Origin of the sequence: Halomonas sp. 141, from assembly GCF_002810305.1 — a bacterium.
GTDB classification, from domain to species: Bacteria; Pseudomonadota; Gammaproteobacteria; order Pseudomonadales; family Halomonadaceae; genus Vreelandella; species Vreelandella stevensii.
Genome location: NZ_PINZ01000032.1, coordinates 14,343 through 37,966, shown reverse-complemented (window position 1 = coordinate 37,966; position 23,624 = coordinate 14,343). Strand labels below are relative to the sequence as shown.

Genomic DNA, 23,624 nt, shown 5'->3' with positions numbered 1-23,624 from the left:
GCGTGGCTGGTGAGGGTGCGGTGACTGGCGCGGAACTTTATGTTGGGCATGGCACTGTCTGGGTGAATGGCGATAATGGCTATATTGCCATGCAGGTCAGTGGGTTAGAAGTGCTTCCGAGGGCCGGTCTCACGGATTCAGGTAACCGTGAGGACATACCTACCAGGTACCCAATCAAATTGAGGCACAGGGCCGCGCCCGCAATCACAAACGCATACCAGCCATAGCCAATGATCGTGGTGGCATTCGGCCCGACCACGGCGAGTAGGATCAGCAGATACAGAATCGACCCTATCCCTGCATACGCTGAATCATGCCGTGCAAAGAAAGCCGAGAACTTTGTACGCAAGCTGACCCCAATCACGGTAGGAAGAAGCACGATTAGTGTTAATTCAAGAATAATTGATCCAAGCGGCACGTCTAACTGAAGGCCGGTGAGCCATAAAAACAGGAAGGGAACAATAAACGGACATAACGCGGTGTTGACTGCGTTGAAAACAGCGGCAAGCGCCACATTGCCTTTTGCCATCAGTACCAAAAGAGGAGAGGACACATCTGTCGGCAGCGTGCCGAGCAAGGTTTGGCCAGCAGCCAGCGGGCCGCTTCCAAAAAATAGACGGCCCGTTAGCCACCCGGCAATCGACATAGGCCCATAGACCAGCCCCAATGCCAACAACTGCCGTGACGGCTTTCGGAACACGATGCGCACTGCATGCGCATCGAATGTGAGGCTGATAATCAACATCAGTAATGCCAGTAATGGCCCAATCGCGAACTTAAGCATTATTCCGGTGGCCGGAAAGAGTAAGCCTCCCCCCGCGACGACGATTACAAACCAGACAAGGTGCGCCTCGACAAAATAAATGAATCTACCCATGGTGGATTAGACGTTACCGGTTGAAGTGGATTGAGCCCCGCACCTAAAACATGATCACCTTCGGCCCAGCGCGCCATGGCTCGCTTGGTAGCTAGGGACGTGCTTCCCAATCCAGCGATGCAAATAGATAATGCTCAAGGGTTGAAGCTTTAGTTGCTAGAGGTTTTATAGTACCAAGAACAGATAATTCGAGAGAAGGTAACAGATGGGACATCATCATGATCATCCCCACATTGATCCTGCCTCTGGCGACCGGCGCGTCAGCATCTCCATTTGGGCCAATGGGCTCTTAACCATCGCTCAAATCGTCGGTGGCATTATGGCGGGGAGCCTATCGCTGATCGCTGATGCGTTACATAACTTTTCTGACATGGCAGCATTAGTCATTGCCTTTGCTGCTCGTAAAATCGCCAGACGGCCTGCCGATGTGCATATGACCTTTGGCTATGGCCGCATCGAGATAGTGGCAGCACTCATCAATTACACCACCCTCATTATTGTCGGTGTCTACCTGATTTACGAAGGCGCTATGCGGATGGTCGATCCCCCTGAGATAGAGGGATGGACGATCGTGATTATTGGTGGCGTCGCGCTCGTCGTCGATGCCCTTACCGCCATGCTCACGTGGTCAATGCAAAAAGAGAGTGTCAATATCCGCGCCCTTTTTCTGCATAACTTATCGGATGCGTTTGCCTCCATCGCCGTGATTATCGGTGGTTCGCTTATTTTACTGTACGACATGCGCTGGGTGGACCCCGCGATCACGATAGGGATTGCGCTATATATTCTTTACCTAGCCTTCTCTGAAATTGGCGGCCCTATCCGTACGCTAATGCTGGGATCTCCCCCGGACATTGACGGGCAGGCAGTCGTTGAGACCGTACGAGATATCGAGGGAGTCCAGGATATTCACCATGTGCATCTATGGCAGATGCAGGAAAACATGGCAGCCCTTGACTGCCACGTGGTTCTGACAGAAACCGGCTGGCAGCAGCTTGAATCCGTCAAAGCAGAGATCAAGGAGCAGCTTAAAATGCGCTTCAATATTGCTCATTCCAGCCTAGAGTTTGAGCATAGTGACCACGCGCATCAAAATGCCAATCTATATGGGCATGAGTGACAGACCGAGGCCGGCTCCCAGCTCAGGTAGATAGCGAGTAGCTTACTCCCATAGCGATTGGCTTATTTTTCAACCCTACTTTTCCACCCCATCGTTGAGACAGAGAGAGAAACATGTTCAAAAAAGCGTCTTTTATATTGGCCGGTACGTTAATGCTGACCGCTGCGATCGTCGCCGTATCGAAGCCTGCCCTCTTAGACATGCAAGCTCAGGCAGCAAAAGAGAGCGGTGTCCAGGCCGAGGACTCCTTGGTGCGTTCACACTCCCCCATCTTGGGACGAGAAGACGCGCCGGTGACGATTGTGGAATTCTTCGATCCGGCTTGCGAAGCCTGCCGTGCTTTCTATCCCCTGACAAAAAGTATTCTGGAAACCTACCCAGAAAAAGTGCGGCTCATCGTGCGCTACACTCCTTTCCACGGCGACGTATCGGACAAGGCCATTCGGGTATTAGAAGTTGCTCGTCGTCAGGGCGTCTTTGAACCGGTACTGGAGAGGCTGCTGGCTCGCCAGGATCAATGGGCTTCACATGGCAGTTTTGATGAATCCGCTATCCTCGATATCGCGAGCCAAGGAGGCCTTGATTTAGCGGCTGCCGAAGAGCAACTGACTTCTGCTGAGGTGCAGGCGGTGATTGACCAAGACATGGCGGATGTCAGAGCCAATCAGATTCGCCAAACACCTACCTTTTTTGTCAATGGCGAGCCTTTAGACCCCTTTGGTATGCAAGAGCTGATTGATGCCGTCGAGAGTGAAGTAGCGGAGATCTCTGGGGAAGAGGATGGCCAGTGATGCAGCGCTGGTGGTTACTAGGCTTGGTGGGCTTTTACCCCTTGCTAGCCGAAGCCAATTGGCAAACGCATCTGTCATTGCCTCCGTCTGAACTTAGCCCTGTCAAGTTACAGGCGGCTAGCGAGCAAGAAGGCACATTACCGCTCGATAGCGTTGATACCCTAACCTTTGGGCGTGATGTCGTCATTAATACCACTCTCTACGAGGCCTTGGCAGCAGAAGGTGTCCCAACGCGTTTCGCCACTAAACTGGAAACACTGCTCAGCGAGTTTATAGCAGCGCCGCTGGAGTTTTCTGGCAGTGAACGTATTCAATTAGTGTGGGAGGAAGATCGACGCCAGGACGGCGCCCGTGTTGGGCCACCACGCCTCAGTTATGCCGCTCTGCCTGATCAGGCAGAGCCCTTGGAGGTCATATGGCCGGTCACCCAAAAGGGGGACGTAGCTCTTTTCAAAAGCGACACACTGCTAGGCACGTTGCGGTTGCCCGTGCTTAGTGCCCGCTTAACGTCTCGCTTTGGGAATCGGCGACATCCTGTGTATGGAGGGATGCGTCCTCATAATGGAATTGACTTGGCTGCGCCGACAGGAACGCCGGTCATTGCCACCGCACCTGGGCGCGTATTCTTTATGGGTCGCCAAGGGGGATATGGGCAGGTGATCGAGGTGGAGCACGACACAGGGGCCATTAGTCGCTACACACACCTTAGCCGATTCTCCCCACAGCTAGTGGTTGGGGATTTAGTCAATGCGGGAGAGTCGCTCGGAGAGGTAGGTTCCTCCGGGGTCGCCACGGGCCCCAACCTGCATTACGAAGTGAGAGTCAATAACCAGCCTGTTGATCCCCTTGGTCAAGGTCAACGCATCATGTTGGGTGAGCAGCCGACTCAAGGTGAATATCAAGCGTCACTTTACGAGGCAAGAGATCGCTTGGAACAAGCTATCGGCACGGCGTCCATTTATGACTTGATCTCGTTTAACGAGCCGTAACCACCCGTGCTTAGCAACGTTGCATGGATTGTTAGTAACGTGAACGTGTGCTTGCCTCGTTATGGAATCCTAGCGCTGTGATCACTCATCTACCACAAGACAGGTAATCGGTATGGAAGAGGTTTCTCTCGTCACCATGGGGGTATTGGGAAGCCTTGCCGCGGGCTTGATGACGGCTGTCGGGGCGCTTCCTGTCTTGTTTACCAAAAGACCGAATCGTGGTGTTCGCGATTTAGCGTTGGGGTTCGCCGCTGGCGTCATGCTAGCGGCCTCTTTCTTCTCACTGATCATACCCTCCTTAGAAGCCTCGGAGCTGCGTTACGGAGGTAGCGTGGTACCTGCTGCCATTGCCTGTGCGGCCATCTTGCTAGGGATTGGAATGGTCGCACTACTGAACGAACTCTTACCTCATGAGCACTTCGAACAGGGGCGAGAAGGGCCAGAGGCTGCCTCACTACGTCGTATCTGGTTGTTTATTATTGCCATTACGATACACAACCTGCCAGAAGGGCTGGCCGTTGGCGTGGCCTTCGGCGCAGGGGGAAGCGAAGGAGGCATTCCACTAGCGATTGGCATTGGACTTCAGAATGCCCCAGAAGGACTGGCCGTAGCAGTATCACTGCTAGGCGTGGGCTATTCACGTTGGCGGTCATGGACGATTGCCGCCCTTACGGGGCTTGTTGAGCCGTTGGGTGGCTTATTAGGCGCTGGAGTCATCAGCATGTCACAAGCGCTACTGCCCTGGGGGTTGGCCTTTGCAGCGGGGGCGATGTTGTATGTGATCAGTCATGAGATTATTCCCGAAACTCATCGAAGCGGGCACCAAAAAAAGGCCACGCTGGGCCTCTCTATCGGATTGGTACTCATGCTGTTTTTGGATGTTTCGCTGGGCTAACCATTGGGCGTGGGGCGTAGCGTTAGTGCTAACCTAAGTCGTGAGCCCCTCCGTGCGATTTTTCAGTGATACAGAGCTGATGATCACTGATGACCTCAATGATTCGGCAGCTTTCCACTTTACCACCGGCACACTGCGTGACCATCCGTTGAAGCTCCTCACGCAGTATGGACAGTCGTTGAAGGCGGGACTCCACTTTCTTTAGGTGATGCGTGGCGATGGCATCGACTTCTTGGCAAGGCATATCAGGTTGATCTGACATGGCCAAAAGCTCTCGCACTGACTCCACCGAAAAGCCAAAGTCTCGGGCATGACGAATAAAGGTCAAGCGCCGCACAGCGTCGTCTCCATAGCGGCGCTGCCCCCCACCGGTTCGTGTCGCATCGCGCAACAGCCCAATACGCTCGTAATAGCGAACCGTTTCAGGTTTGCAATCGGCTCGTCGTGCTAACTCACCAATGCTGATACTTTGGCCGATCATCGACATGGTAAAACTCCTTAGGCAGGGCTTGAAGCTGTAGTTGCTACAAGGTTTACACTTAAAAACCATAGCCCATTGGCAGGAGAGGCACCATGAAAACATCAACGCCGACAACAGCGCCTACCACCTTGACGCTGCGTGTTGAAGGCATGGACTGCGGCGGTTGTGAGCGCAAGGTTGTATCGGCGCTAGAGCGACTGGAAGGCATTGAGGAAGTCACGGCAAGCTCGGTCACGGGATCAGTGAAGATTCACCACCACGATCACGGGGCCCCCTCGCGAAAGACCATTGAGGGCATCCTGAACGAACTAGGCTATCAAGTGGCTTCCCATGATGGCCAAACACGCGCATCTGGTGCTTCATCCTCTTGGTGGCAAACCGCTAAAGGGCGCTTGGTCATTATCACAGGAAATCTGCTGATAGTGGCCTTCGCGCTTCGTTTAGCATGGCCTGCGCTGGGTAATATGCCTTTCATTTTGGCCACGCTAGTCGGCTTAATACCCATTGCGCAGAGTGCCTGGGGCGCCCTCAAAATGCGCAATCCCTTTACCATCGAGATGCTGATGTGCATCGCTGCGCTTGGCGCATTGGCCATCAATGCTGCCGCTGAAGCTGCGATGGTCGTGTTCTTGTTCGCCGTAGGTGAGCTACTCGAAGGGGTAGCTGCTTCACGAGCGCGCCGCAGTATCTCAGCCTTGGCAAATTTAACACCCTCAACGGCGAGGCTGATGGACAATGGCCAGCTGCGTGACGTCTCGGCGGAGTCACTTAAACCCGGGCAGCGTGTGCTGGTGCGGCCCGGTGATCGCGTACCCTGCGATGGACGCATCCTGGTGGGCACCTCCGACATTGACGAGTCGCCGGTAAACGGCGAGTCCATACCCCGTTCGCGAGCGCCTGGTGATGACATTTTTGCTGGCACAGTGAATCTTGATGCCGCCCTGGAGGTGGAGGTAACACGAGGCGCTGATGACAATACGATCGCTCGCGTTATTCGTCTGGTTGAAGAAGCACAGGCCGCCAAGGCACCGATAGCACGCTTTATTGATCGTTTTGCGTATTACTATATGCCCGCCGTCGTCTTACTCGCCCTACTGATGGCGATAGTGCCACCGCTGGTATCGACCATGGCATGGTCGGAGTCGATTTACCGTGCGTTAGCATTGCTGTTAATCGCATGCCCCTGCGCGTTGGTCATTTCTACCCCAGCCGCCATCGCCGCAGGTCTCTCGGCGGGCGCTCGGCGCGGACTACTGATCAAAGGGGGAGCCGTTCTTGAACAGTTAGGTAAGCTTCGCTTGGTGGCATTAGATAAAACGGGCACCCTCACTGCGGGTACCCCAAGAGTCACAGATGTGGAGTCTTGGATTGCTGAGGAAGACGATAACAGCGTATTGCGGCTCGCCGCCGCAATAGAGCGGGATTCCAGTCACCCTATCGCCACGGCTATCGTTGAGCATGCCAGACAGTCGGGCATCAACCTCCCCACCGTCACTGGCAGCCGCGCTCTGGCGGGGCGCGGTGTTTCCGGCCAGGTGGAGGGTCGCGAGCTGAGCTTAATGACGCCTCGTCACCTTCACGAGAAAGTCATCCTTGAGGAAAGTCTCAGTGCTCGAATTGTCGCGTTAGAAGAAGCCGGTAAGAGCCTCGCTCTCCTCGTCGAAGGCGAGCGTTTACTGGGCTTGATCGCGGTTCGCGATGAGCCACGCGAAGATGCCATTGAAGGCCTAGCGGCGCTATCCCGTTTAGGCGTACAGGCGGTCATGCTCAGCGGTGATAATGCCCGCACCGTCGCTGCCACGGGGGGTCGCTTAGGCATTGAAGCGTACGGCGAACTAATGCCTGAAGACAAGGCAGCGTATGTTCGAGACTGGCAAGCGGCAGGCCGTGGCCCCATCGGTAAAGTAGGTGATGGCATCAACGATGCACCGGCACTCGCGGCAGCAGATGTGGGTATCGCGATGGGGGGTGGCACGGATGTGGCGTTGGAAACCGCCGATGCAGCCTTGCTCAAGAACCGCGTTACCGGCATCGCTGAGCTGATAGACCTCTCTCGTGCCACGCTGCGCAATGTGAAAACCAACGTTGTTCTCGCCCTTGGCTTAAAAGCCATTTTCCTAGTTACAACGGCGCTGGGTATTACCGGCATGTGGATTGCGGTGATGGCCGATACCGGTGCTACCGTCCTGGTGACGTTGAACGCCATGCGACTGCTGGGTTACCGCTTTTCGCCCAGTACCGCAATGACAGGCCTGTCACAAGGAAAAACAACGTCATGAGAACAGCGCCAAACGATAGCCCTTCACGTCGCTGGCCATGGTTCACATTAGCTTGCGTGATGGCTCTAGCCGATCAACTGGTCAAGGAAATTGTGCATGCCCAGATGTCGTTTGGCCAAGTCATTCCGCTAACGCCGTTTTTTAACTGGGTTTATACCGGGAACACAGGAGCCGCTTTCAGCTTTCTCGCAGAAGCAGGGGGTTGGCAGCGCTACCTCTTTCTTGGTTTAGCGTTGGTGGTGGTCGTCGTATTGGTTGTGCAGCTATGCAAACCCCTGTCGCGCTTGGAGGCCTGTGCGTACAGCCTGATTCTTGGCGGCGCGCTCGGTAATACTGTTGATCGCTTAGCGCGAGGGTACGTCGTCGACTATCTGGACATTTACTGGGGCGAATGGCATTGGCCCGCCTTTAACATGGCCGATATCGCGCTATTTGCCGGTGTATTGATGTTCGCGGTGGCGTTATGGCGTGAAAGTCCTGCTTTTAAGCGCTCTGAGTAACGCTATGGATGTGGTCGATAAAGATAAAGAATATACGCTTTTTGCTGGGCGCTCCTCACCAATAGTCGATTGCGTTGTAGCGCTCGCCGCTGGGGTGCTGACCACCTTGAGTGCCGCCCCCTTTTCCCTATGGTGGCTTGGCCCAGTGAGCGTGGCACTGGTCTATTGGAGAATAGCGTCGCTAACGCCCGCCATGGCCACCCTGCGTGGGTGGTGCTATGGGGTAGGCCTGTTCGGTTCAGGCACGTCGTGGGTCTTCGTTGCTATTCACGATTTCAGTGGCACCGGGGCCTTGGTGGCGATGCTCCTCACCACTCTTTTTGTCAGCGTCCTGGCGCTCTTCTTTGCAGTCCCCTTTGGGCTCTATCGACGCATCACGGGGCCACGGTTCGCCTTTCTTAGCTTTGCCGGTATGTGGGTGGTGAGCGAATGGCTACGCACTTGGATGCTCACCGGCTTTCCCTGGTTATTGCTGGGCACCTCTCAGATTGATTCTCCACTAGCCCCATGGGCGCCCGTTGGTGGTGTGTACTTGCTGTCACTCATGACCGCGCTGACAGGTACGTTAGGGGTAGAGGTACTGCGTCGCCGCTGGAGTTTCCTTGTCCCAATGGCCGCCTTGTGGATCGTTCCATTCCTATTGCCCGCCCAATGGACAACCCCGGCTGGCAAGCCCATCCGGGTGGCATTGCTGCAAGGGAATCTTGACCAGCGCATTAAGTGGACTGCCCAAGGGCAGCGCGAAGCGATCAGTATCTACACGACGATGACACGGGAGCAAGCAAGGGATATCGATCTCATCGTTTGGCCTGAGGCAGCCCTTCCCATGCTTGAGCAGGAAGCACAGCAAATACTTGAGCAAGTAGCGTCCGACCTGGGGCCTGACACCGCCTTGTTGACCGGCATTTTGCAACGCGACAGTGAAGGGCGCTCTTATAACAGCGTCATAGGGCTAAATGATGTGCAGGGCGAATACCAGAAGGCGCACTTGGTGCCCTTTGGCGAGTATTTGCCATTCCAAAGTCTCCTCGCTGGCACCCTTGCTTTTTTCGACTTGCCAGTACCTCGCCTGACCCCAGGGTCAGGCGAACAGGCTCCGTTACACGTGGCTGGAGCCACCATTGGCAATGCCATTTGTTACGAAATCATTTTTGCCGACCATGTCGCCCAACAGGCGCGTAATGCCGAGCTGCTATTAACGGTTTCCAACGATACGTGGTTTGGGCGCTCCATTGGCCCACACCAACATCTTCAAATGGCGCGTCTACGTGCCTTAGAAAATGGTCGTCACCTACTTCGAGCTACCAGTAATGGCGTGACGGCCATCATCGATTCACAAGGTCACGTCACAGCCCGTGCCCCACAGTTTGAACAGGCCAGTTTAACGGGCGAGGTGACCCCGATGCAGGGCCTAACTCCTTTCACACGCACCGGTAGTGGCCCCGCTTGGATACTCGCTGCGGTGCTGACACTGCTCGGGTTACAACTGAACTTATCTCGATCAAAAAACGACGCATTAGATGAAAAAGGAACCTAGCGATGCTCTTGGCAAAGAACGCAGCAATACTTAAGAGATTCCTCCCATGGCCAATGCAGATCGGCTTCATCGTGAGTGTGATGGTTTCGTTTCTGGCATGGCTCCCTGTCGCCATGGCGGCACAACCTTCCACTGCCCAGGAGACGGAATGGCCCAAGGGGCATTACCCGCTACCTGAGGAAGGCAATATTATCGGAGAGGCTGACACCTTCATCGTGAAGAATTACGAGGATACTCTGATTGATATTGCCAGACGTCACAACCTTGGTGCGTATTCCGCCCTATCGTGACCGCCCATTCCGTTTGAACGTGACCGTCTGTTCTGGATGATGGTGACCGCGCATTCCGTTTTATCGTGACCGATTTTGGGCAGTTTTCCGGAATCGCCGGTCACGTTGCCGGAATCGCCGGTCACGTTGCCGGAATCATCGGTCACGTTCCCCCGGAATCACATCCAACACGCTGGAATTCTTTAACTTTATTCGGCATACCCTTCTTTTTCATCACGAGGAAGTGCGGATGCCGGCTGCGAGGATTTCCATGCGACAGATCATCGAGGTCTTGCGCCTCAAGCACGAAGTAGGCCTGAGCCACGACCGCATTGCCCGCGCCTGTGGTCTCTCCAAAGGCGTGGTCGGCAAGTACGTCAGCCAGGCCCAGGCGAAGGGCATCACTTGGCCGTTGCCCGAGGATGCTGATGAGGCCTGGCTGGAAGCACGGCTGTTCCCCGTCAAGGCACCGCCCTCACGCTTTGCTGAGCCGGATTACTTCCAGGTTCATCAGGAACTCAAGACCAAGGGCGTTACCCTGCAACTGCTCTGGGCCGAGTACACGGAACGCCACGGCGACAAGGCCTACCGCTACAGCCAATTCTGCCACCACTACCGGCTCTGGCGGGGGCGGCAACGGCGCAGCATGCGCCAGGTTCACCGGGCCGGCGAGAAGGTCTTTATCGATTACTGCGGACCGACCGTGCCGGTGGTGGACCGGAGCACCGGAGAGATGCGTCAGGCCCAGGTCTTTGTCGCCGTGCTTGGCGCCTCCAGCTACACCTTCGCCGAGGCCACCGGGAGCCAGAGCCTGCCGGACTGGATCGCCTCCCACCAACGGATGCTGACGTTCTTCGGCGGGGTGCCGGCACTGCTGGTTCCGGACAACCTCAAGGCAGCGGTCACCAAGGCGGACCGTTACACCCCGAAGATCAACGAGACTTACGCTGAACTGGCTGCTCACTATCAGACGGCGGTGCTGCCCGCGCGTCCCTACAAGCCCAAGGACAAGGCAAAGGCTGAAGCCGCCGTGCTGTTGGTCGAGCGCTGGATCCTGGCCCGGTTACGGCACCAGACGTTCTTCTCTCTGGCCGAGTTGAACGCCGCCATCGCCGCGTTGTTACCAGCGCTGAACCAGCGCCCGTTCCAAGGACGGACAGAGAGTCGTCAAAGCCTGTTCGATGCCCTCGACCGACCGGCACTACGACCACTCCCCGCCACGCCCTACACCTACGCCGAGTGGCGTAAGGCACGGCCGGGTATCGACTATCACATCGAGATCGAGAAGCGGCTATACAGCGTGCCCCACGCCCTGGTGGGGGTGAAGCTGGACGTTCGGGTGACCGACACCTCCGTGGAGGTCATGCACAAAGGGCAGCGAGTGGCGCTACATCCTCGTCATGGTAAGGGCCGCTTCGCCACCCTGACTGAACACATGCCTAAATCGCACCAGGCCCATCAGAACTGGTCACCGGGACGGTTCCTGAACTGGGCCAATGACATCGGCCCCGGCACGCTGGGCGTGGTGCAGAAGCAGCTCAAGGATCGGCCTCATCCGGAACATGGTTACCGCGCCTGCCTGGGACTTCTGAACCTTAGTCGGCGCTACAGTCGTGATCGCCTGGAGCAGGCCTGTGCCCGGGCGCTGGCCATCCACTCCGCCAGTTACCAGAGCATCACCTCGATCCTGAAGCAGGGGCTGGATCAGTTACCGCTGCCGTTGGTCGAGGAGCCACCGGAACTGACCGAGCTGCCGGTTCACACCAACGTTCGCGGCCCCCACTACTACCACTGATCCCGGAGAAACGTATGCTAACGCACAACACCCTCGATACCTTGCGCCACCTCAAGCTGACGGGCATGGGCGATGCCCTGGAACAACAACGCGCCCAACCGGAAACCCACGACCTGGCGTTCGAGGAACGCCTTGCCCTGTTAGTGGATCGGGAGGTGCTGCACCGGGAAAACCGTCGGCTGGACCGGCTGCTCAAGGCCGCCCGCCTGCGCGTGCCGGCGTGCATCGAAGACATCGATTACCGTCATCCCCGGGGACTGGAACGCTCGCGTATGGCGGCCCTGGCGAGCAGCGACTGGATCCGCCAGTCCCTGAACCTGTGCATCACCGGGCCTACCGGTTGCGGCAAGACCTGGCTGGCCTGTGCCCTGGGCAATCAGGCCTGCCGGCAAGGCCTCTCGGTGCGCTACCTGCGAGTGCCGCGCCTGTTCGAGCAGGTGCGCATCGCGCACGGTGATGGTAGCTACGGTCGGCTGATGAACCAGTTGCTGAAGACCAACCTGCTGATCCTGGATGACTGGGGCATGCAGAAGATCACGGCGCAGCAGCGGCAGGACCTGATGGAAGTAATCGAAGACCGACACGGGCGGGGCTCCACCCTCATCGCCAGCCAGTTACCCACGGAGCACTGGCATGACTACATCGGCTCCGCCACGCTGGCAGACGCCATCATGGATCGGCTCCTGCACGGCGCTCACCGACTCAATCTGAAAGGGGAATCACTGAGAAAAACCAACGCACAAAAAACGGAATCGGTTGACCCATCGTGACCGCTCAGCGTACAAAACTCTCTCCAGCGTGAAGGCCGTGTGCAAATCGGTCACGATCACCGGAATGACCGGTCACGTTCGCCGGAATACGCACTTGGCTACCAGGAGATTGTACGTGCTAACCCAGAGGTCAGTATTTGGGTGCCCGGAGTGGGTACTGAAGTAACCATTCCAGGACGCTTCATCCTGCCGAATGTCGAGCGTACTGGGGTCGTCATCAATATCGCCGAGCTGCGGCTTTACTACTACCCAGATGTCAAAACCGGTGAGACACCGCGCGTTGAGACCTATCCTATCGGCATCGGTCGCGAAGGGTTTGATACACCCCTTGGTGTGACCGAGACCACCATGAACATTAAAAACCCCGCATGGTACCCGCCTGAGTCGGTAAAACGTGAAGCGGAAGCACGCGGCGAAACCGCACCAAGCGTTGTACCGCCCGGCCCCGATAACCCGCTAGGAGACCATGCCATCATCCTAGGCTTCGATGGCTATTTGATTCACGGCACCAACCAGCCCGATGGCATTGGCATGCGCGCAAGCCGAGGTTGTATCCGCATGTTACCCAAAGACATCGAATCTATATTTGACCGCATTCCACCCGGCACCCAAGTCAACATCATCAATCAGCCGATCAAGATAGGTTGGGAAGGCGGTCAGCCGCTGATTCAAGCCTTTCCGCCGCTTGGAGAAGAAGAGCACAGTATGACCGCACTCACAGAGACCATGACACGCCTTAACCAATACAATGTCGATAACGTAAACCTCGATTACGAGCAGCTCAGCGATGTCCTGTCACTCTCTAACGGGCTTATAACCCCACTACATCCAAAGCAGGAACAGGAGCCACAGCGCCACAGCCCAGAAGAGAAGGCTATCAAGGGCATTTATGAAGACCTGGTTTTGACGTCATCTCAACGGTCATGACACGCCTTTTGGCACCCCGTTGAGCCCTGGCATATAGGTAGAGAGCCATAGCCCCGTCCAAACGGCGGGGCGACATTCGCCTACAGAGTCGCGGGGCCCTCCAAGTGACTGCGCGCTATCAGTGTCTTAGCACTCAATATCCAGAGGCAGCCAGTAGGTAACGCCACCCACTACCACCTGTATCCCGTCTGTCGTCCGCTCTACGGTCTGTTGTCGAAGCATTTTCTGCGTTAATTTTGTGTCATGGAAATACTCCATGGCAGCAACGATCCATGCCTCCCTCCAGGCCTCTCCTTGATCAGCACACCGGGCCATCGTCATCAGGGTGCGGGCTAGTGTTTCTTTTCGCCGCTTTCTTGCCCGTTTTACATCCACCCGAGGAGCCAACGTGGTGGCATGTTGGCGATTTAAGAAATTAGTAAACCCCGTGACCGAGGCTGCTTGTCCGGGCACCGCATGCAAATAGTTGTCCACATCGCCCTGTTGAGGCAGTCGCTGCCCCTCCCGGTCAGTAGCGAGTAGCAATGCGGCTGCCGCTCTTAGTGCAAGTCGTGCGGAGGTGTGGGACGTTTTGCCCGCCTCTATACGGGTTTCCAATTGCAGCCAATAGGCTTGCAGCACTTGGTCTGATAGCGAAGCGAACGGCATAGAACTGAGACACGCTTGAATACGTCTTTTCTCTGAGTCGATCCGCTTTGCTTGGTGATCCGGCTCTACCCCTTGCTCTTCATGCAACCATCGCATGGGAAGCCTCACACGCCGCAAGCCCTCCGCCCCGAAGTGATGAAGTAGCTCCGAATAGCTCGGTATCCGTGACCATGCCTGGTCGAGCTCAAGGAAGAACGAGAAGAAATGATTGATCTTGAGGGCAGCCTTATGCGGCCCAGTGATACGAATCAGCCATTCACCAAATTCCCCAAAGGCCTCACTTAACGCTTTGGTAGTGATACCGGCTTGGCCAATGGTGATGCGTTTACGGCATGTTCGCGTCCAATAGCAGGGCTCACAGGCATCACCTCGACCCGCTGGCATGGGATTACCACACGATGGGCAGGCAATTTCCCCTTGCTCATTACAGGCTTTGCACAACGCATCCCCGTTGGGTGCCACCACCAATAAACGATGTCGACGACATGCAGAACAGGTACCGTGGTCTGCTGTCGAACAGCGTGGACATAAGCGATGATCATGCCCCATACGCGCCACTCGGGTAAGACGTTGAGATGCTTTCCCACACGCCTCGCAGGGCTCTGGTTCTTTGAAATAGGGAGCGCAGGCGATACAGACAGGGCCGTAGGGAGTGACCTTGCCGATGTTGTAGTCTGAACTGGCTTTTCCACATCGTGCACACGGTTTGTCAACGTTGCACTGACGACAGACGGCGTCTGGGTCATTCTTAGGCAGACGGGCTAACTCACCACATCGTGGGCACATCCGCCGCTTAAACACACGAGCATAGCAAGTTGAACAGTAGCCGTGCCCTTTATGGCGTCGCCACAATTTGGAGACTTCTCGGCCACACTCATCGCAGTCGACCGTTTGGTGTTGATTCAAGAGGTTGGCTCCGCTTTCATTCTGCGTTTTAAACGCGCCCATGAGGCTCTAACAGCGCGTTCCGACATGGGGCGACAAGCCGGGGGAACACGGCGGCGATGCGGCCCATGAGGGTGGTGAGATAACCGTGATAGCAGCGGCAACAACACAACGGGGGGCGACCTTCGGGGATCATGAAGCGCGCTCGTTTTGACATTGCACGCGACCAGAACGCTGAACGTTTCTTCAAGGCCCATACTGAGCAAGCGTTCCAACGCTACCAATAAGGCACTACGCTCGCTGACAGCCAGCAGCTCAAACGCCAGGCCAGACACAGGCATTCGGCAATCCGTAACCGAAATGCCCAATGAAAGAAGCGCATCGGCCAGGGGTGACACAGGCCGCCGACTTGCACGCCGTATAACGCCAATAAAAAAGGCCACCATAGAAAACCAATCGGCGGGTGCGATAGAGGCCTGCCTAAACGTCACCTTATCCTGTTCTAACACACGATCAGCCATCACTTGAACACTGAACGCTTCAGGTAAAGGCGACGTGCATACCGCCTTTCTAAAATCGTTATGACACCGGCTGCATTGAGCTAAATGTTGATCTTCCGCTGTCAGGCGATGGGGCTCTATAGGGGCCTTGCATGCTGGGCACTCATCTACCAGCTGCACCCCATGAAAGCGGCACCCAGTGTGCCAAGCGAATCGCCAGTGCCGGCGCAAGTAGGGGGTTGAGTCCTCTGCCAAGCACAACGTGCATACCTGTTGTCCTCCATGGCGGGTTCGATTTCGGCTGCCGAGTGCCAACAACCAGGGCCAAGTCCGGGTTTCCGGTAACGAGTAACCGACCACTTTCTCACAATCGTCCCGCATCCCCGCTTTCTGAAACTTAGCGGAAGATATCCCCGAGGCATTCACTAATGGGCGCATTCTTGCGAGGGGTATTTCCCTATCAATGTCCCTCGTCCATATACGCCATGTTGGCCAAATAGCCCCGGTGAGCGACAAAGGATCACACCCCTGTCGCAACGCCGCCCGAACGAGCCATGATGAAAGGGACTCCTCAGGCAGCAGGGGCACACTCAGCGCCCAGGTCATTACAGCATCACTTCCCTAATGCCACGGGTGGGCCGCACCCATGATTTACTCTGAATAATTTTCTCATCGATGCACTCAGCTCCAGACAAAATAGCGGCATTTGCACACTCAATCAGCAGCCGGTGCAGGTCACCCAAATTACCGCCAGAAATCGCGTGGAGCTGGGTCGCCAATTGGGGCTCATGCAGTTGGGAAGGATGTTTGAGAGGTAATATCTTCTCAAAGCCAGCGAGCAGCTTCTGAAACTCCTGATTGAGCTCCCACTTTGGTAACGCGACCACATCAAAGCGACTCGCATGCTGTGGGTCTGAATGCAGCACACGCACAGCATCTTGCGTCCCCACACCAACGATGGGAATCATTAGCTCATTGCATAAAAGCTTAATGGCATTCATCGTTTCGCGCTGCTTAACAGCACCACCGGTTAACAGAGAGTGAAACTCATCGATGATCAGTAAGCGCGTATGGCAAGCACGCAGTTGATGAATCACCTGGTAGCGCAGCTTGGGAACAGGATCTGTAGGCCGGTAGGGAGCCCAGAAACTCTCTAGCACTGCGATATACAGACTTTTCTCATCGGCACTCGGGGGAGCCTGAGTGACAACAACAGGCTTCACGGGCTCTACGTCTTCATTCACGTAGCCTTCACCGTACTGCTTACGAAACTTGTCTTTCCGTTGTTGGAGTCACCCACGAGCAAGAGGTTAGGCATACGAGGACGACTGGGCTTCTCCATCAACCCACGCATGACCTCAATGACACGATTGGCCAATGGATAGCCCAACCAGCGCGGTTGATCCATAAACTCCATTCGCTCTTTAGCGGACAGCCCCAAGACGTGACGAAGATCAGGATGAAGGTGTGTGCTCATGCTATGTCCCAGTTCACATCGATATCACCCGTTAAAAGACCGTCCCCTTGAGCGGGTGTCTCTTTAGGGGCCGCAGTTGAGGGCGCATGTAAAAGGGGATCTGCAGGCGTCACCTTCTTCTCATGCTCTTTACGTCGTTGTGCCTGACGGCGACTTCGCTTAGTACGTGCTTGCGACTCCTCCACATGGGTTCGCAGCTCACTAATAGCGCGTAGAATTTCAGTCTCATTGACCGAGTTTCTTCCTTCCTGCCGAAGGCGCGCTTTAGCTTGGGCATACTCCCAAACACTCATCGAGGGGAGGGCAAGATTGGCAAAGGGCACGCGAAAATAGTGCCCGAGCTCCGGGTCTTTGAACCAAATGACACTAATGTCGCGAGGGTCGCGCCGGAAAACAAAGGTGCGTTTCTTGTCTGGCATGTCTGGATCTTTGGCATTGATCCAAGGTCTTAGCGCTTCATCGTAATAGTTTATGCCATCGATGGTCACACCAAAGGTCTGGATCGTACGCTGAAAGCTGGGCAAAAAATCGAGCAATACAGAGAGCCTGTCAGCAGGCCTCGGCGCTAATCCCACTCCCTGCACATCCGCATTGCCAAACACACCAATTTCCCACTTTTTCATCGGCGACATACCAATCCCAGAATGAAGGCGCTGGTGGTAAACCTTGCAAATCAACGTCACCAGCCACTCTTCAAACTCGCTTTTCGTCATGGCCGCGTGCTTCTCTGGATCGTATCCCTCTTTCTCTTTAATGGAGGAGAAGGTCGTCCCAGGCAGGTTATGGATTTCCTTTAGAAGAGAGCCCAGTACCCGCTCAATGTGGCCACCATAACGAGGCTGCTTAACAGGCCGAAACTCAAGGTTGACCCCATAGGCTAGGCATGAGCGCCGAAACGTCTCAGAGCGAAAATCTGGGCCGTTATCGACATGAATCGTGGCGGGTGTGCCCCATACCGGCCACTCAGCCTCCACATTATGCAGTAGCAACCACTCATCTTTAGGAAGCATGGAGTGCGCCACACACATGCCGACAGATGTTTCAGAGGGCGGGTCAAACGACAAGTAATACCCCGTGACCATGCGAGTAAACACGTCCATGGCCAACGTAATCCATGGGCGACCAATCGGCTTGCGATACACGTCATCGACCAAAATAATATCGGCAGGCGTGTGGTCAATCTGCATAACGGCTAACGGATAGTCCGCATTGGGAAATTTTCCGGCAGCCGGCTGGAACTTGTTAATGGCTTTGTCTCTAAAACCATGGCCACGCAACCGGTCACGCTCTGGGATATCACGCAGACGAGCACGAACGGTACCAGGGCTCGGCGGGTCGATGCGCCGTTCATGGCAGCGCCGCATGACTTCCTGTACCGCTTTTTGTGCGGACGGACGCTGCAGCGTCAAATACACCTCTTTGATGACTTCCTGAATCACTGCCTCGGCATGCGCGGGAATACGCGACTTTCCCTTCTTCCACCCTGGCTTTTGAGGAATCAATGCGAGCACCGAGCCCGTCGCTTTATACCGCTTCAACCAACGGTAGATCGTAGCCGTATCAACCCCCGTTTGTTTCGCACGCTCCTCCGCTGCATCCCGCCCCACCGTATGGCGATCCACCAAGGGCTTAATGATGGAAAAGCGATGCTCGGCCTCCCGCCAATCGGCATCCCCAATCTCGGACATATCCTGCTCAGGGGATACGGACCCGCTATTGAGAGGCGCTAGTTCTTTGATGCGAAGCGGGCAACTACGCCCGGACTCAACGGCAATGCCAATGACTGTCTCAAAATCGAGCACCTGGGAAATTCGGTAAACGGTGCCATCTTTCTGAACCTGCTCACCCACCATAATCTGCAAGTGTTGGCGTGTTTGGGCGACGCCGTTATTGGGTTCAGTTGCGCTGCCACGATGGTTATTCATAATCGGGTACCCATACCTCCGATAGAGGACTGAAGGATTGGGCCATATCGCAATCTAACTGCCGAGTCGCCAGTAGATGCCATAAATGCGCAATCCCCTCTGCCCGGTAAATATCGCCCATAAAGTGCCGAGAAAGCAGGTAATCCAAGGTCGCCACCCCCATTTCCCTCACCGTGTTGAGGACTGCCTGGCTTTCGACAGAGGGAAACACCATCCGCTTGTAGCGCGCTAGGAAGGTAATGTTGTCCAAGGTCTTATCACGAATGCGGCTTTCATCATGAATGCGAAACGCCCAGCCCTCATTGTTGGCATGCCGTATCGCCGCCTTCCATTTAGGCGACCATTCACGCCAATGTGCTTGCCACTTTTCCCGTGGTTTGACCTCCACCAGGAGAGGTTTTGGGTAATCCCTGTAATGACGGTTACCGAGACGGTAATAAACCAAATAGTCAGGTGTGTAGGTGTAGCGCCTACCGGTCACGGGATGATGAAACGGGATCTCGCACGGCTGGGATATCACACCAAGGACGCTCACATCAAAGTCAGCCTTGATGAGGAAATCACGTTCGAGCGTCGACTCGAACGCAATAGACTCCTCCCCGCGAAAGGCATAGTAGCCAGACACACTTCGTCGGGTAGGGCCGATTTTACGAACGGATGTAGGCAGTGGCATGGGCAGTCGCACCAAATGTTGAATAAAACAAGACCTGTCGCATCAATTGCTATTAATTCTGTCGCACTCAATCCTGTACAGACTACCATAATAGCCCGATATTACGCCCTGAGGGTCGCACTAATTGCTGAAAATGACAAGCAGTGCCCAGGCCAGGCTGGCCAGCGCCACCAGGTTCTGCAGCGTCGTGAAACGGCGTGCCTGGACACCCTCTAGGTCGAACCCCTGCTTGGTGAACCGGTACCCCTCCTCGCAGGCCCAGCGATCCAGGTAAGCCTGAATCATCCGCTCGCCTTGGCGGCGACCACGCACCGGGCGCGTCGTCACCAGCACCAGGCGCTCCGACTTCTCATGATCGACAACGATCATCCACAGCGGCGTCTCCGGATGCTCCCGCAGTGTGACCTTGGTGATGCCGAACCGCACCGGGATATGCTGCCCACGGCGCAAGTGGCCGCGGTGCTTCAGTGGCAGATCTCGGGCAATCTGCTGCGACGTCTTGGCGGTATCTCGCCACTGCCAGAAGCGCTGATTGGCGGCCCGGACCAGCACATGACGCTCGGCGCGCAGCCAGGCATCCCACAGCCGCCCTCGATCGCCGCCACGATCGATGACCCACAGTGGCCGGCCCTCCACATGGCGCTGCACGGTATCCATCACGCTCAGGATATCGGTGTTTTCACTGCGGTAGCCGCCGCGAGCCGGCGATAGCAGCCGCGTGAGCAGTGGCCAGGTGGTGCCCCGCTTCAGGTCGCGTGCCACCACGCTGATCAGCGGATAACCGCCGACGATCTCGCCGGTATCACCGTCGCGAACGCGGGTTCGGTATTCACTGGTCGGGGCGCCATCCCGGTTCAGGTCGCCCGGATCGATGGCCAGCACCATGTCATCGGTGATATAGGGCGTGATCCGCTGGAGCTGCAGTTGCTCCGCGGCCCAGGCAAGCTCGCTGTGCCGGGACAGCATGCGCGACAACCGCTTCTGCGTGTGGTGTAGCCGACAGGGTTCCTTCAAGGCGCGGGCGATCTCGGCCTGGCGCAAACTACCGCTGGCCAGGATGCCAAAGAGCGTTTCTGCCGCCAGCTTCACGACGGGTCGAGCGAGGTGATCCGACAGGTCGTCACACCAGTCGATCAGGCGAGCTTTCCATTTGGCGCGGTCTTTGGCATCTTGAAGCATCGGGGCTTTCCTTTTGGTTCATGGTGTTAGGGGTAACAACATGATACCGGCGGGAAAGCCCCGATCTCGTTGATAGCACTGAAATTTTCAACGCTATTCAGGCAGTTACAGCACCACCTGTGGAAAAGTGGGGAGACGCTAGGCCTAAGGTACGTTACCCTTGAGGTAGTCCACTTGATAAGGAGTGCTCATGGATTGGAATCCGGCCTACACTTGGCTAGTCATCGCGCTGCTGCTCAGTCTCGGCGAGCTGACCTCTGGCGCCATGGTCCTCCTGGCGCTGGGCATCGCCGCCGCCTTGACCGCCGCCGTCACCGCACTGGGGCTGACACTGCCCTGGCAACTGCTCAGCATGGGCATCTTCGCGGGTATTCTGGTGCCCGTGGGCGTGATGGTGATTCGCCCGCGCTTTTCGCCCAAGGGGGTCGCCTACGGCACCACCGGTACCGGTGTGGAAAAGAACCAACACTATGTCACCCTGACCCGCGACTTCGATAATGCCACCGGCATCAAGGTCAATGGCGACTTCTATCGACTACGCGTGCTGGAGAGCGGAGCCACCGAGCTGCCCTCCGGCACTCCGGTGGTGTTCAAACGTTTCGAGGGCACCACCGCCCTGGTCATGCTGGCCCCTGCCAGCAACCCGGTTCCCCAGGACAACCATTCGCAACGCAAGGAGCTTTAACCATGGATCTACCCATCAGCCCAGGCCTGTTGATCAGCCTGATCATCGTGGTCATCGGTATTCTGATCATTTCCAAGGGCCTGGTGATCGTTCGCCAATCGGAAGTCATGGTGATCGAGCGGCTAGGCTCGTTTCACCGGGTGCTGGAGAGCGGCATCAACATCATCATTCCCTTTATCGAGCAGCCCCGCGCCATCACCATGATTCGCTACAAGAAAATGGGCGAGGAGTACCACCCCATCACCAGCGATGAAATTCGTATCGACCGTCGGGAAACCGTCATGGACTTCCCGGGCCAGCCGGTCGTGACCACCGACAACGTCACGGTGCGGATCAACGGCGCGCTCTACTATCAGATCATCGACCCCAAGCGAGCAGTCTATGAAGTCGAGAACATGAGCCAGGCCGTGGAGGTACTGGCCAAGACCACGCTGCGTTCGGTGGTCGGCAAGATGGAGCTGGATAAGCTGTTCGAATCCCGGGCCGAGGTGAACAACGAGATTCAGGCTGCCATGGAAGAGCCTGCTTCCAAGTGGGGGGTCAAGATCTCCCGGGTCGAAGTTCAGGACATCGCCATGCCGGAAGAGGTGGAGTCGGCCATGCGCCTGCAAATGGCTGCCGAGCGTAAGCGTCGTGCAACGGTCACCGAAGCCGAAGGCGAAAAATCAGCAGCCATTGCCATGGCCCAAGGCCAGCGTGAGTCTGCCATCCTCAACGCCCAGGGCGATAAAGAGTCGGCCATTCTGCGTGCCCAGGGCGAGCAGGAGTCGATCAAGCTGGTGCTCAGCGCCATTGGCGACAGCGACGAGCACAAGCGTACGGTAGTGGGCTACCTGCTCGGCCAGAGTTACATCAAGGTGCTGCCCACCATGGCCAAGGACGGCGAGCGCGTCTTCGTGCCCTACGAATCCTCGGCGCTGCTGGGCTCCATGGGCATGTTCCGCGAAATGGCGGGCACCCCGGAAGACGCCGTGGCCAACCATCTGGATCACGCCAACGCTCGCCAGGGCGGCTTCCGCAGTGGCATCGTGGGGGGTGCGGCAAGCGGCCAATAACCGCACACTCCCCCTTGGGCCAGCGCAAGCGCTGGCCCAGTCCCTCCCCCCGCCTGACGATGCCAAGCCATCCAACATACTGTCGTCGGCTGAGCTCGGCAGCCTGAGCATGTGTACCAGGCCTTTGTCATGTCGGCGTCACGGCACTGTGGCAATTTGGTAAAACCCCGCCAGCCGCCAAGTCGCCTAACATGAAGATTTTGATGCTTTCCGACGTCTATTTCCCGCGCATCAACGGTGTTTCCACTTCGATCGAGAGCTTCCGTACCACTCTGGAGCGTCAGGGCCACGAGGTCCACCTCATCTGCCCCCACTACCCCGCCCAGAGCAAACCAGAGCCACATATCTGGCGCATCGACTCGCGCAGGGTCATCGGCGACCCGGAGGACCGCATGATGCGCTATAAGGAGATCATGACACTGGTTCCGTCGCTGCACGCCATCGAGTTTGACTTCATTCACATTCACACCCCCTTTGTGGCCCATTACGCGGGGGTGGCGTTGGCCAAGCGGTTGGGGGTGCCCGTGGTAGGCACCTACCACACGCTATTCGAAGAGTACCTGCACCACTACGTGCCGTGGTTGCCGCGCCGCAGCCTGCGTTTTGCCGCCCGACGATTTTCGGTGCACCAGTGCCATCAGCTTTCTGCCGTCGTGGCGCCCTCATCCGCCATGACCAACACGCTAAACGCCTACGGCGTTCGCTCCCCTATCGCGACGATTGCCACCGGTTTATCGCTGGACCGTTTCACGACACAGACAGCCGGTGGTCACTTTCGCGAGCGGCATGGCCTTCCACCTCAGGGGCGGATGCTGTTATTTGCCGGACGCGCCGCTTATGAGAAAAACATCAGTTTTTTGATCGATATGCTGCCCGACGTGCGTCAGCGGCATCCAGATACTTACCTGGTGATCGTCGGCGAAGGCCCCGCCCTGGCTTCGCTAAAACGGCAGGCCCAGCAAGCAGGCCTGTCCAATGCGGTTTACTTTTTAGGCTATCTTGCCCGAGATGGCGCGCTGCAGGATGCCTACCGAGCAGCCGATGCCTTCGTGTTTGCCTCGCGCACCGAAACCCAGGGCCTGGTGCTGCTGGAAGCCATGGCGCTGGGAACGCCGGTCATCTCCACCGCCGCCATGGGCACGCTGGACGTACTGCAACAAGGGGAAGGCTGCCTGATCGCGGAAGCGTACCCTGCTCGCTTCGCAGAACACGTCAATTGCCTGCTCACCAATGACGTCCTGCGCCGCTACCTTGGCCAACGCGGCCAGGCCTATTCCCAGCGCTGGAGCGAAGAGAGCAAAGCAGCTGCGCTGGCAGCACTTTATGAGCGTTTGGGCACCAAGGCCTTTGCCTCATTTCCTGCTTGA

21 protein-coding genes and 1 pseudogene are annotated in these 23,624 nt (G+C 56.6%); 14 read left to right on the top strand and 8 right to left on the bottom strand.

Going from position 1 to position 23,624, the window contains the following annotated elements:
* Window positions 1-79 precede the first annotated feature (79 nt).
* Window positions 80-877 carry a bile acid:sodium symporter family protein gene (locus CWI66_RS13000; RefSeq protein ID WP_232710904.1) on the bottom strand — a complete coding sequence of 266 codons (798 nt, stop codon included), beginning with the start codon at window positions 875-877 and terminating at the stop codon, window positions 80-82.
* A 205-nt stretch (window positions 878-1,082) separates the two neighbouring features.
* Here CWI66_RS13000 and CWI66_RS12995 point away from each other — a divergent pair, with 205 nt between their 5' ends.
* The 4 genes from CWI66_RS12995 to CWI66_RS12980 all read left to right on the top strand — a co-directional run bounded on the left by CWI66_RS12995 (window position 1,083) and on the right by CWI66_RS12980 (window position 4,672).
* Window positions 1,083-1,997: a cation diffusion facilitator family transporter gene (locus CWI66_RS12995; RefSeq protein ID WP_100731911.1), complete on the top strand. Its 915-nt coding sequence runs from the start codon at window positions 1,083-1,085 to the stop codon at window positions 1,995-1,997.
* Window positions 1,998-2,110: 113 nt separating this feature from the next.
* A complete protein-coding gene (locus CWI66_RS12990) occupies window positions 2,111-2,788 on the top strand; it encodes a DsbA family protein (RefSeq protein WP_022521292.1) in 678 nt (225 codons plus the stop codon).
* Complete coding sequence (locus CWI66_RS12985; protein ID WP_052196326.1) at window positions 2,788-3,777, top strand: M23 family metallopeptidase; 990 nt, start codon at window positions 2,788-2,790, stop codon at window positions 3,775-3,777. Before CWI66_RS12990 ends, CWI66_RS12985 begins: the two co-directional genes overlap by 1 nt.
* A 112-nt stretch (window positions 3,778-3,889) precedes the next feature.
* Window positions 3,890-4,672: a ZIP family metal transporter gene (locus tag CWI66_RS12980; protein WP_035556053.1), complete on the top strand. Its 783-nt coding sequence runs from the start codon at window positions 3,890-3,892 to the stop codon at window positions 4,670-4,672.
* Window positions 4,673-4,700: 28 nt separating this feature from the next.
* On the opposite strand, the gene CWI66_RS12975 is transcribed toward CWI66_RS12980, so the two are convergent.
* Window positions 4,701-5,159 carry a MerR family transcriptional regulator gene (locus CWI66_RS12975; protein WP_022521290.1) on the bottom strand — a complete coding sequence of 153 codons (459 nt, stop codon included), beginning with the start codon at window positions 5,157-5,159 and terminating at the stop codon, window positions 4,701-4,703.
* An 86-nt stretch (window positions 5,160-5,245) separates the two neighbouring features.
* Here CWI66_RS12975 and CWI66_RS12970 point away from each other — a divergent pair, with 86 nt between their 5' ends.
* The 7 genes from CWI66_RS12970 (at window position 5,246) to CWI66_RS12935 (ending at window position 13,230) form a co-directional block, all read left to right on the top strand.
* The gene (locus tag CWI66_RS12970; protein WP_016916427.1) at window positions 5,246-7,432 is read left to right on the top strand and encodes a heavy metal translocating P-type ATPase; all 2,187 of its coding nucleotides are present in this window, start codon (window positions 5,246-5,248) and stop codon (window positions 7,430-7,432) included.
* Window positions 7,429-7,932: a signal peptidase II gene (lspA, locus tag CWI66_RS12965; protein ID WP_016916426.1), complete on the top strand. Its 504-nt coding sequence runs from the start codon at window positions 7,429-7,431 to the stop codon at window positions 7,930-7,932. Before CWI66_RS12970 ends, lspA begins: the two co-directional genes overlap by 4 nt.
* A gap of 4 nt (window positions 7,933-7,936) precedes the next feature.
* Complete coding sequence (gene lnt, locus CWI66_RS12960; RefSeq protein WP_016916425.1) at window positions 7,937-9,469, top strand: apolipoprotein N-acyltransferase; 1,533 nt, start codon at window positions 7,937-7,939, stop codon at window positions 9,467-9,469.
* 2 nt (window positions 9,470-9,471) lie between these two features.
* The gene (locus CWI66_RS12955; protein ID WP_232710902.1) at window positions 9,472-9,759 is read left to right on the top strand and encodes a hypothetical protein; all 288 of its coding nucleotides are present in this window, start codon (window positions 9,472-9,474) and stop codon (window positions 9,757-9,759) included.
* A gap of 229 nt (window positions 9,760-9,988) precedes the next feature.
* Window positions 9,989-11,533 carry an IS21 family transposase gene (istA, locus tag CWI66_RS12945; protein WP_026001746.1) on the top strand — a complete coding sequence of 515 codons (1,545 nt, stop codon included), beginning with the start codon at window positions 9,989-9,991 and terminating at the stop codon, window positions 11,531-11,533.
* A gap of 14 nt (window positions 11,534-11,547) precedes the next feature.
* Complete coding sequence (gene istB / locus CWI66_RS12940; protein ID WP_022522218.1) at window positions 11,548-12,303, top strand: IS21-like element helper ATPase IstB; 756 nt, start codon at window positions 11,548-11,550, stop codon at window positions 12,301-12,303.
* Between the two features lie 39 nt (window positions 12,304-12,342).
* On the top strand, window positions 12,343-13,230 hold the full coding sequence (locus tag CWI66_RS12935) for a L,D-transpeptidase family protein (RefSeq protein WP_232710900.1): 888 nt from the start codon (window positions 12,343-12,345) through the stop codon (window positions 13,228-13,230).
* A 126-nt stretch (window positions 13,231-13,356) separates the two neighbouring features.
* On the opposite strand, the gene CWI66_RS12930 is transcribed toward CWI66_RS12935, so the two are convergent.
* From CWI66_RS12930 to CWI66_RS12905, 6 genes and pseudogenes are all read right to left on the bottom strand, one after another.
* Complete coding sequence (locus CWI66_RS12930; protein WP_016916423.1) at window positions 13,357-14,262, bottom strand: hypothetical protein; 906 nt, start codon at window positions 14,260-14,262, stop codon at window positions 13,357-13,359.
* Between the two features lie 518 nt (window positions 14,263-14,780).
* Window positions 14,781-15,869 (bottom strand): TniQ family protein, encoded by a 1,089-nt coding sequence (locus CWI66_RS18710; RefSeq protein WP_081139052.1) that lies wholly within the window; start codon window positions 15,867-15,869, stop codon window positions 14,781-14,783.
* A pseudogene (locus CWI66_RS12920) lies at window positions 15,869-16,671 on the bottom strand (TniB family NTP-binding protein). Before CWI66_RS12920 ends, CWI66_RS18710 begins: the two are co-directional and overlap by 1 nt.
* A 65-nt stretch (window positions 16,672-16,736) precedes the next feature.
* The gene (locus CWI66_RS12915; protein ID WP_016916422.1) at window positions 16,737-18,665 is read right to left on the bottom strand and encodes a Mu transposase C-terminal domain-containing protein; all 1,929 of its coding nucleotides are present in this window, start codon (window positions 18,663-18,665) and stop codon (window positions 16,737-16,739) included.
* Window positions 18,658-19,338, bottom strand: coding sequence for a heteromeric transposase endonuclease subunit TnsA (locus CWI66_RS12910; RefSeq protein WP_022521280.1), 681 nt, complete (start codon window positions 19,336-19,338; stop codon window positions 18,658-18,660). Before CWI66_RS12910 ends, CWI66_RS12915 begins: the two co-directional genes overlap by 8 nt.
* 120 nt (window positions 19,339-19,458) lie before the next feature.
* Window positions 19,459-20,517, bottom strand: coding sequence for a transposase (locus tag CWI66_RS12905; protein WP_016916420.1), 1,059 nt, complete (start codon window positions 20,515-20,517; stop codon window positions 19,459-19,461).
* Window positions 20,518-20,707: 190 nt separating this feature from the next.
* On the opposite strand from CWI66_RS12905, the gene CWI66_RS12900 reads away from it, so the two are divergent.
* The 3 genes from CWI66_RS12900 (at window position 20,708) to CWI66_RS12890 (ending at window position 23,624) form a co-directional block, all read left to right on the top strand.
* The gene (locus tag CWI66_RS12900) at window positions 20,708-21,202 is read left to right on the top strand and encodes an NfeD family protein (RefSeq protein ID WP_096921300.1); all 495 of its coding nucleotides are present in this window, start codon (window positions 20,708-20,710) and stop codon (window positions 21,200-21,202) included.
* A 2-nt stretch (window positions 21,203-21,204) separates the two neighbouring features.
* Window positions 21,205-22,257, top strand: a complete 1,053-nt coding sequence (locus CWI66_RS12895) for an SPFH domain-containing protein (RefSeq protein WP_016916418.1) — start codon at window positions 21,205-21,207, stop codon at window positions 22,255-22,257.
* A gap of 191 nt (window positions 22,258-22,448) precedes the next feature.
* Window positions 22,449-23,624: a glycosyltransferase gene (locus CWI66_RS12890; protein WP_198517583.1), complete on the top strand. Its 1,176-nt coding sequence runs from the start codon at window positions 22,449-22,451 to the stop codon at window positions 23,622-23,624.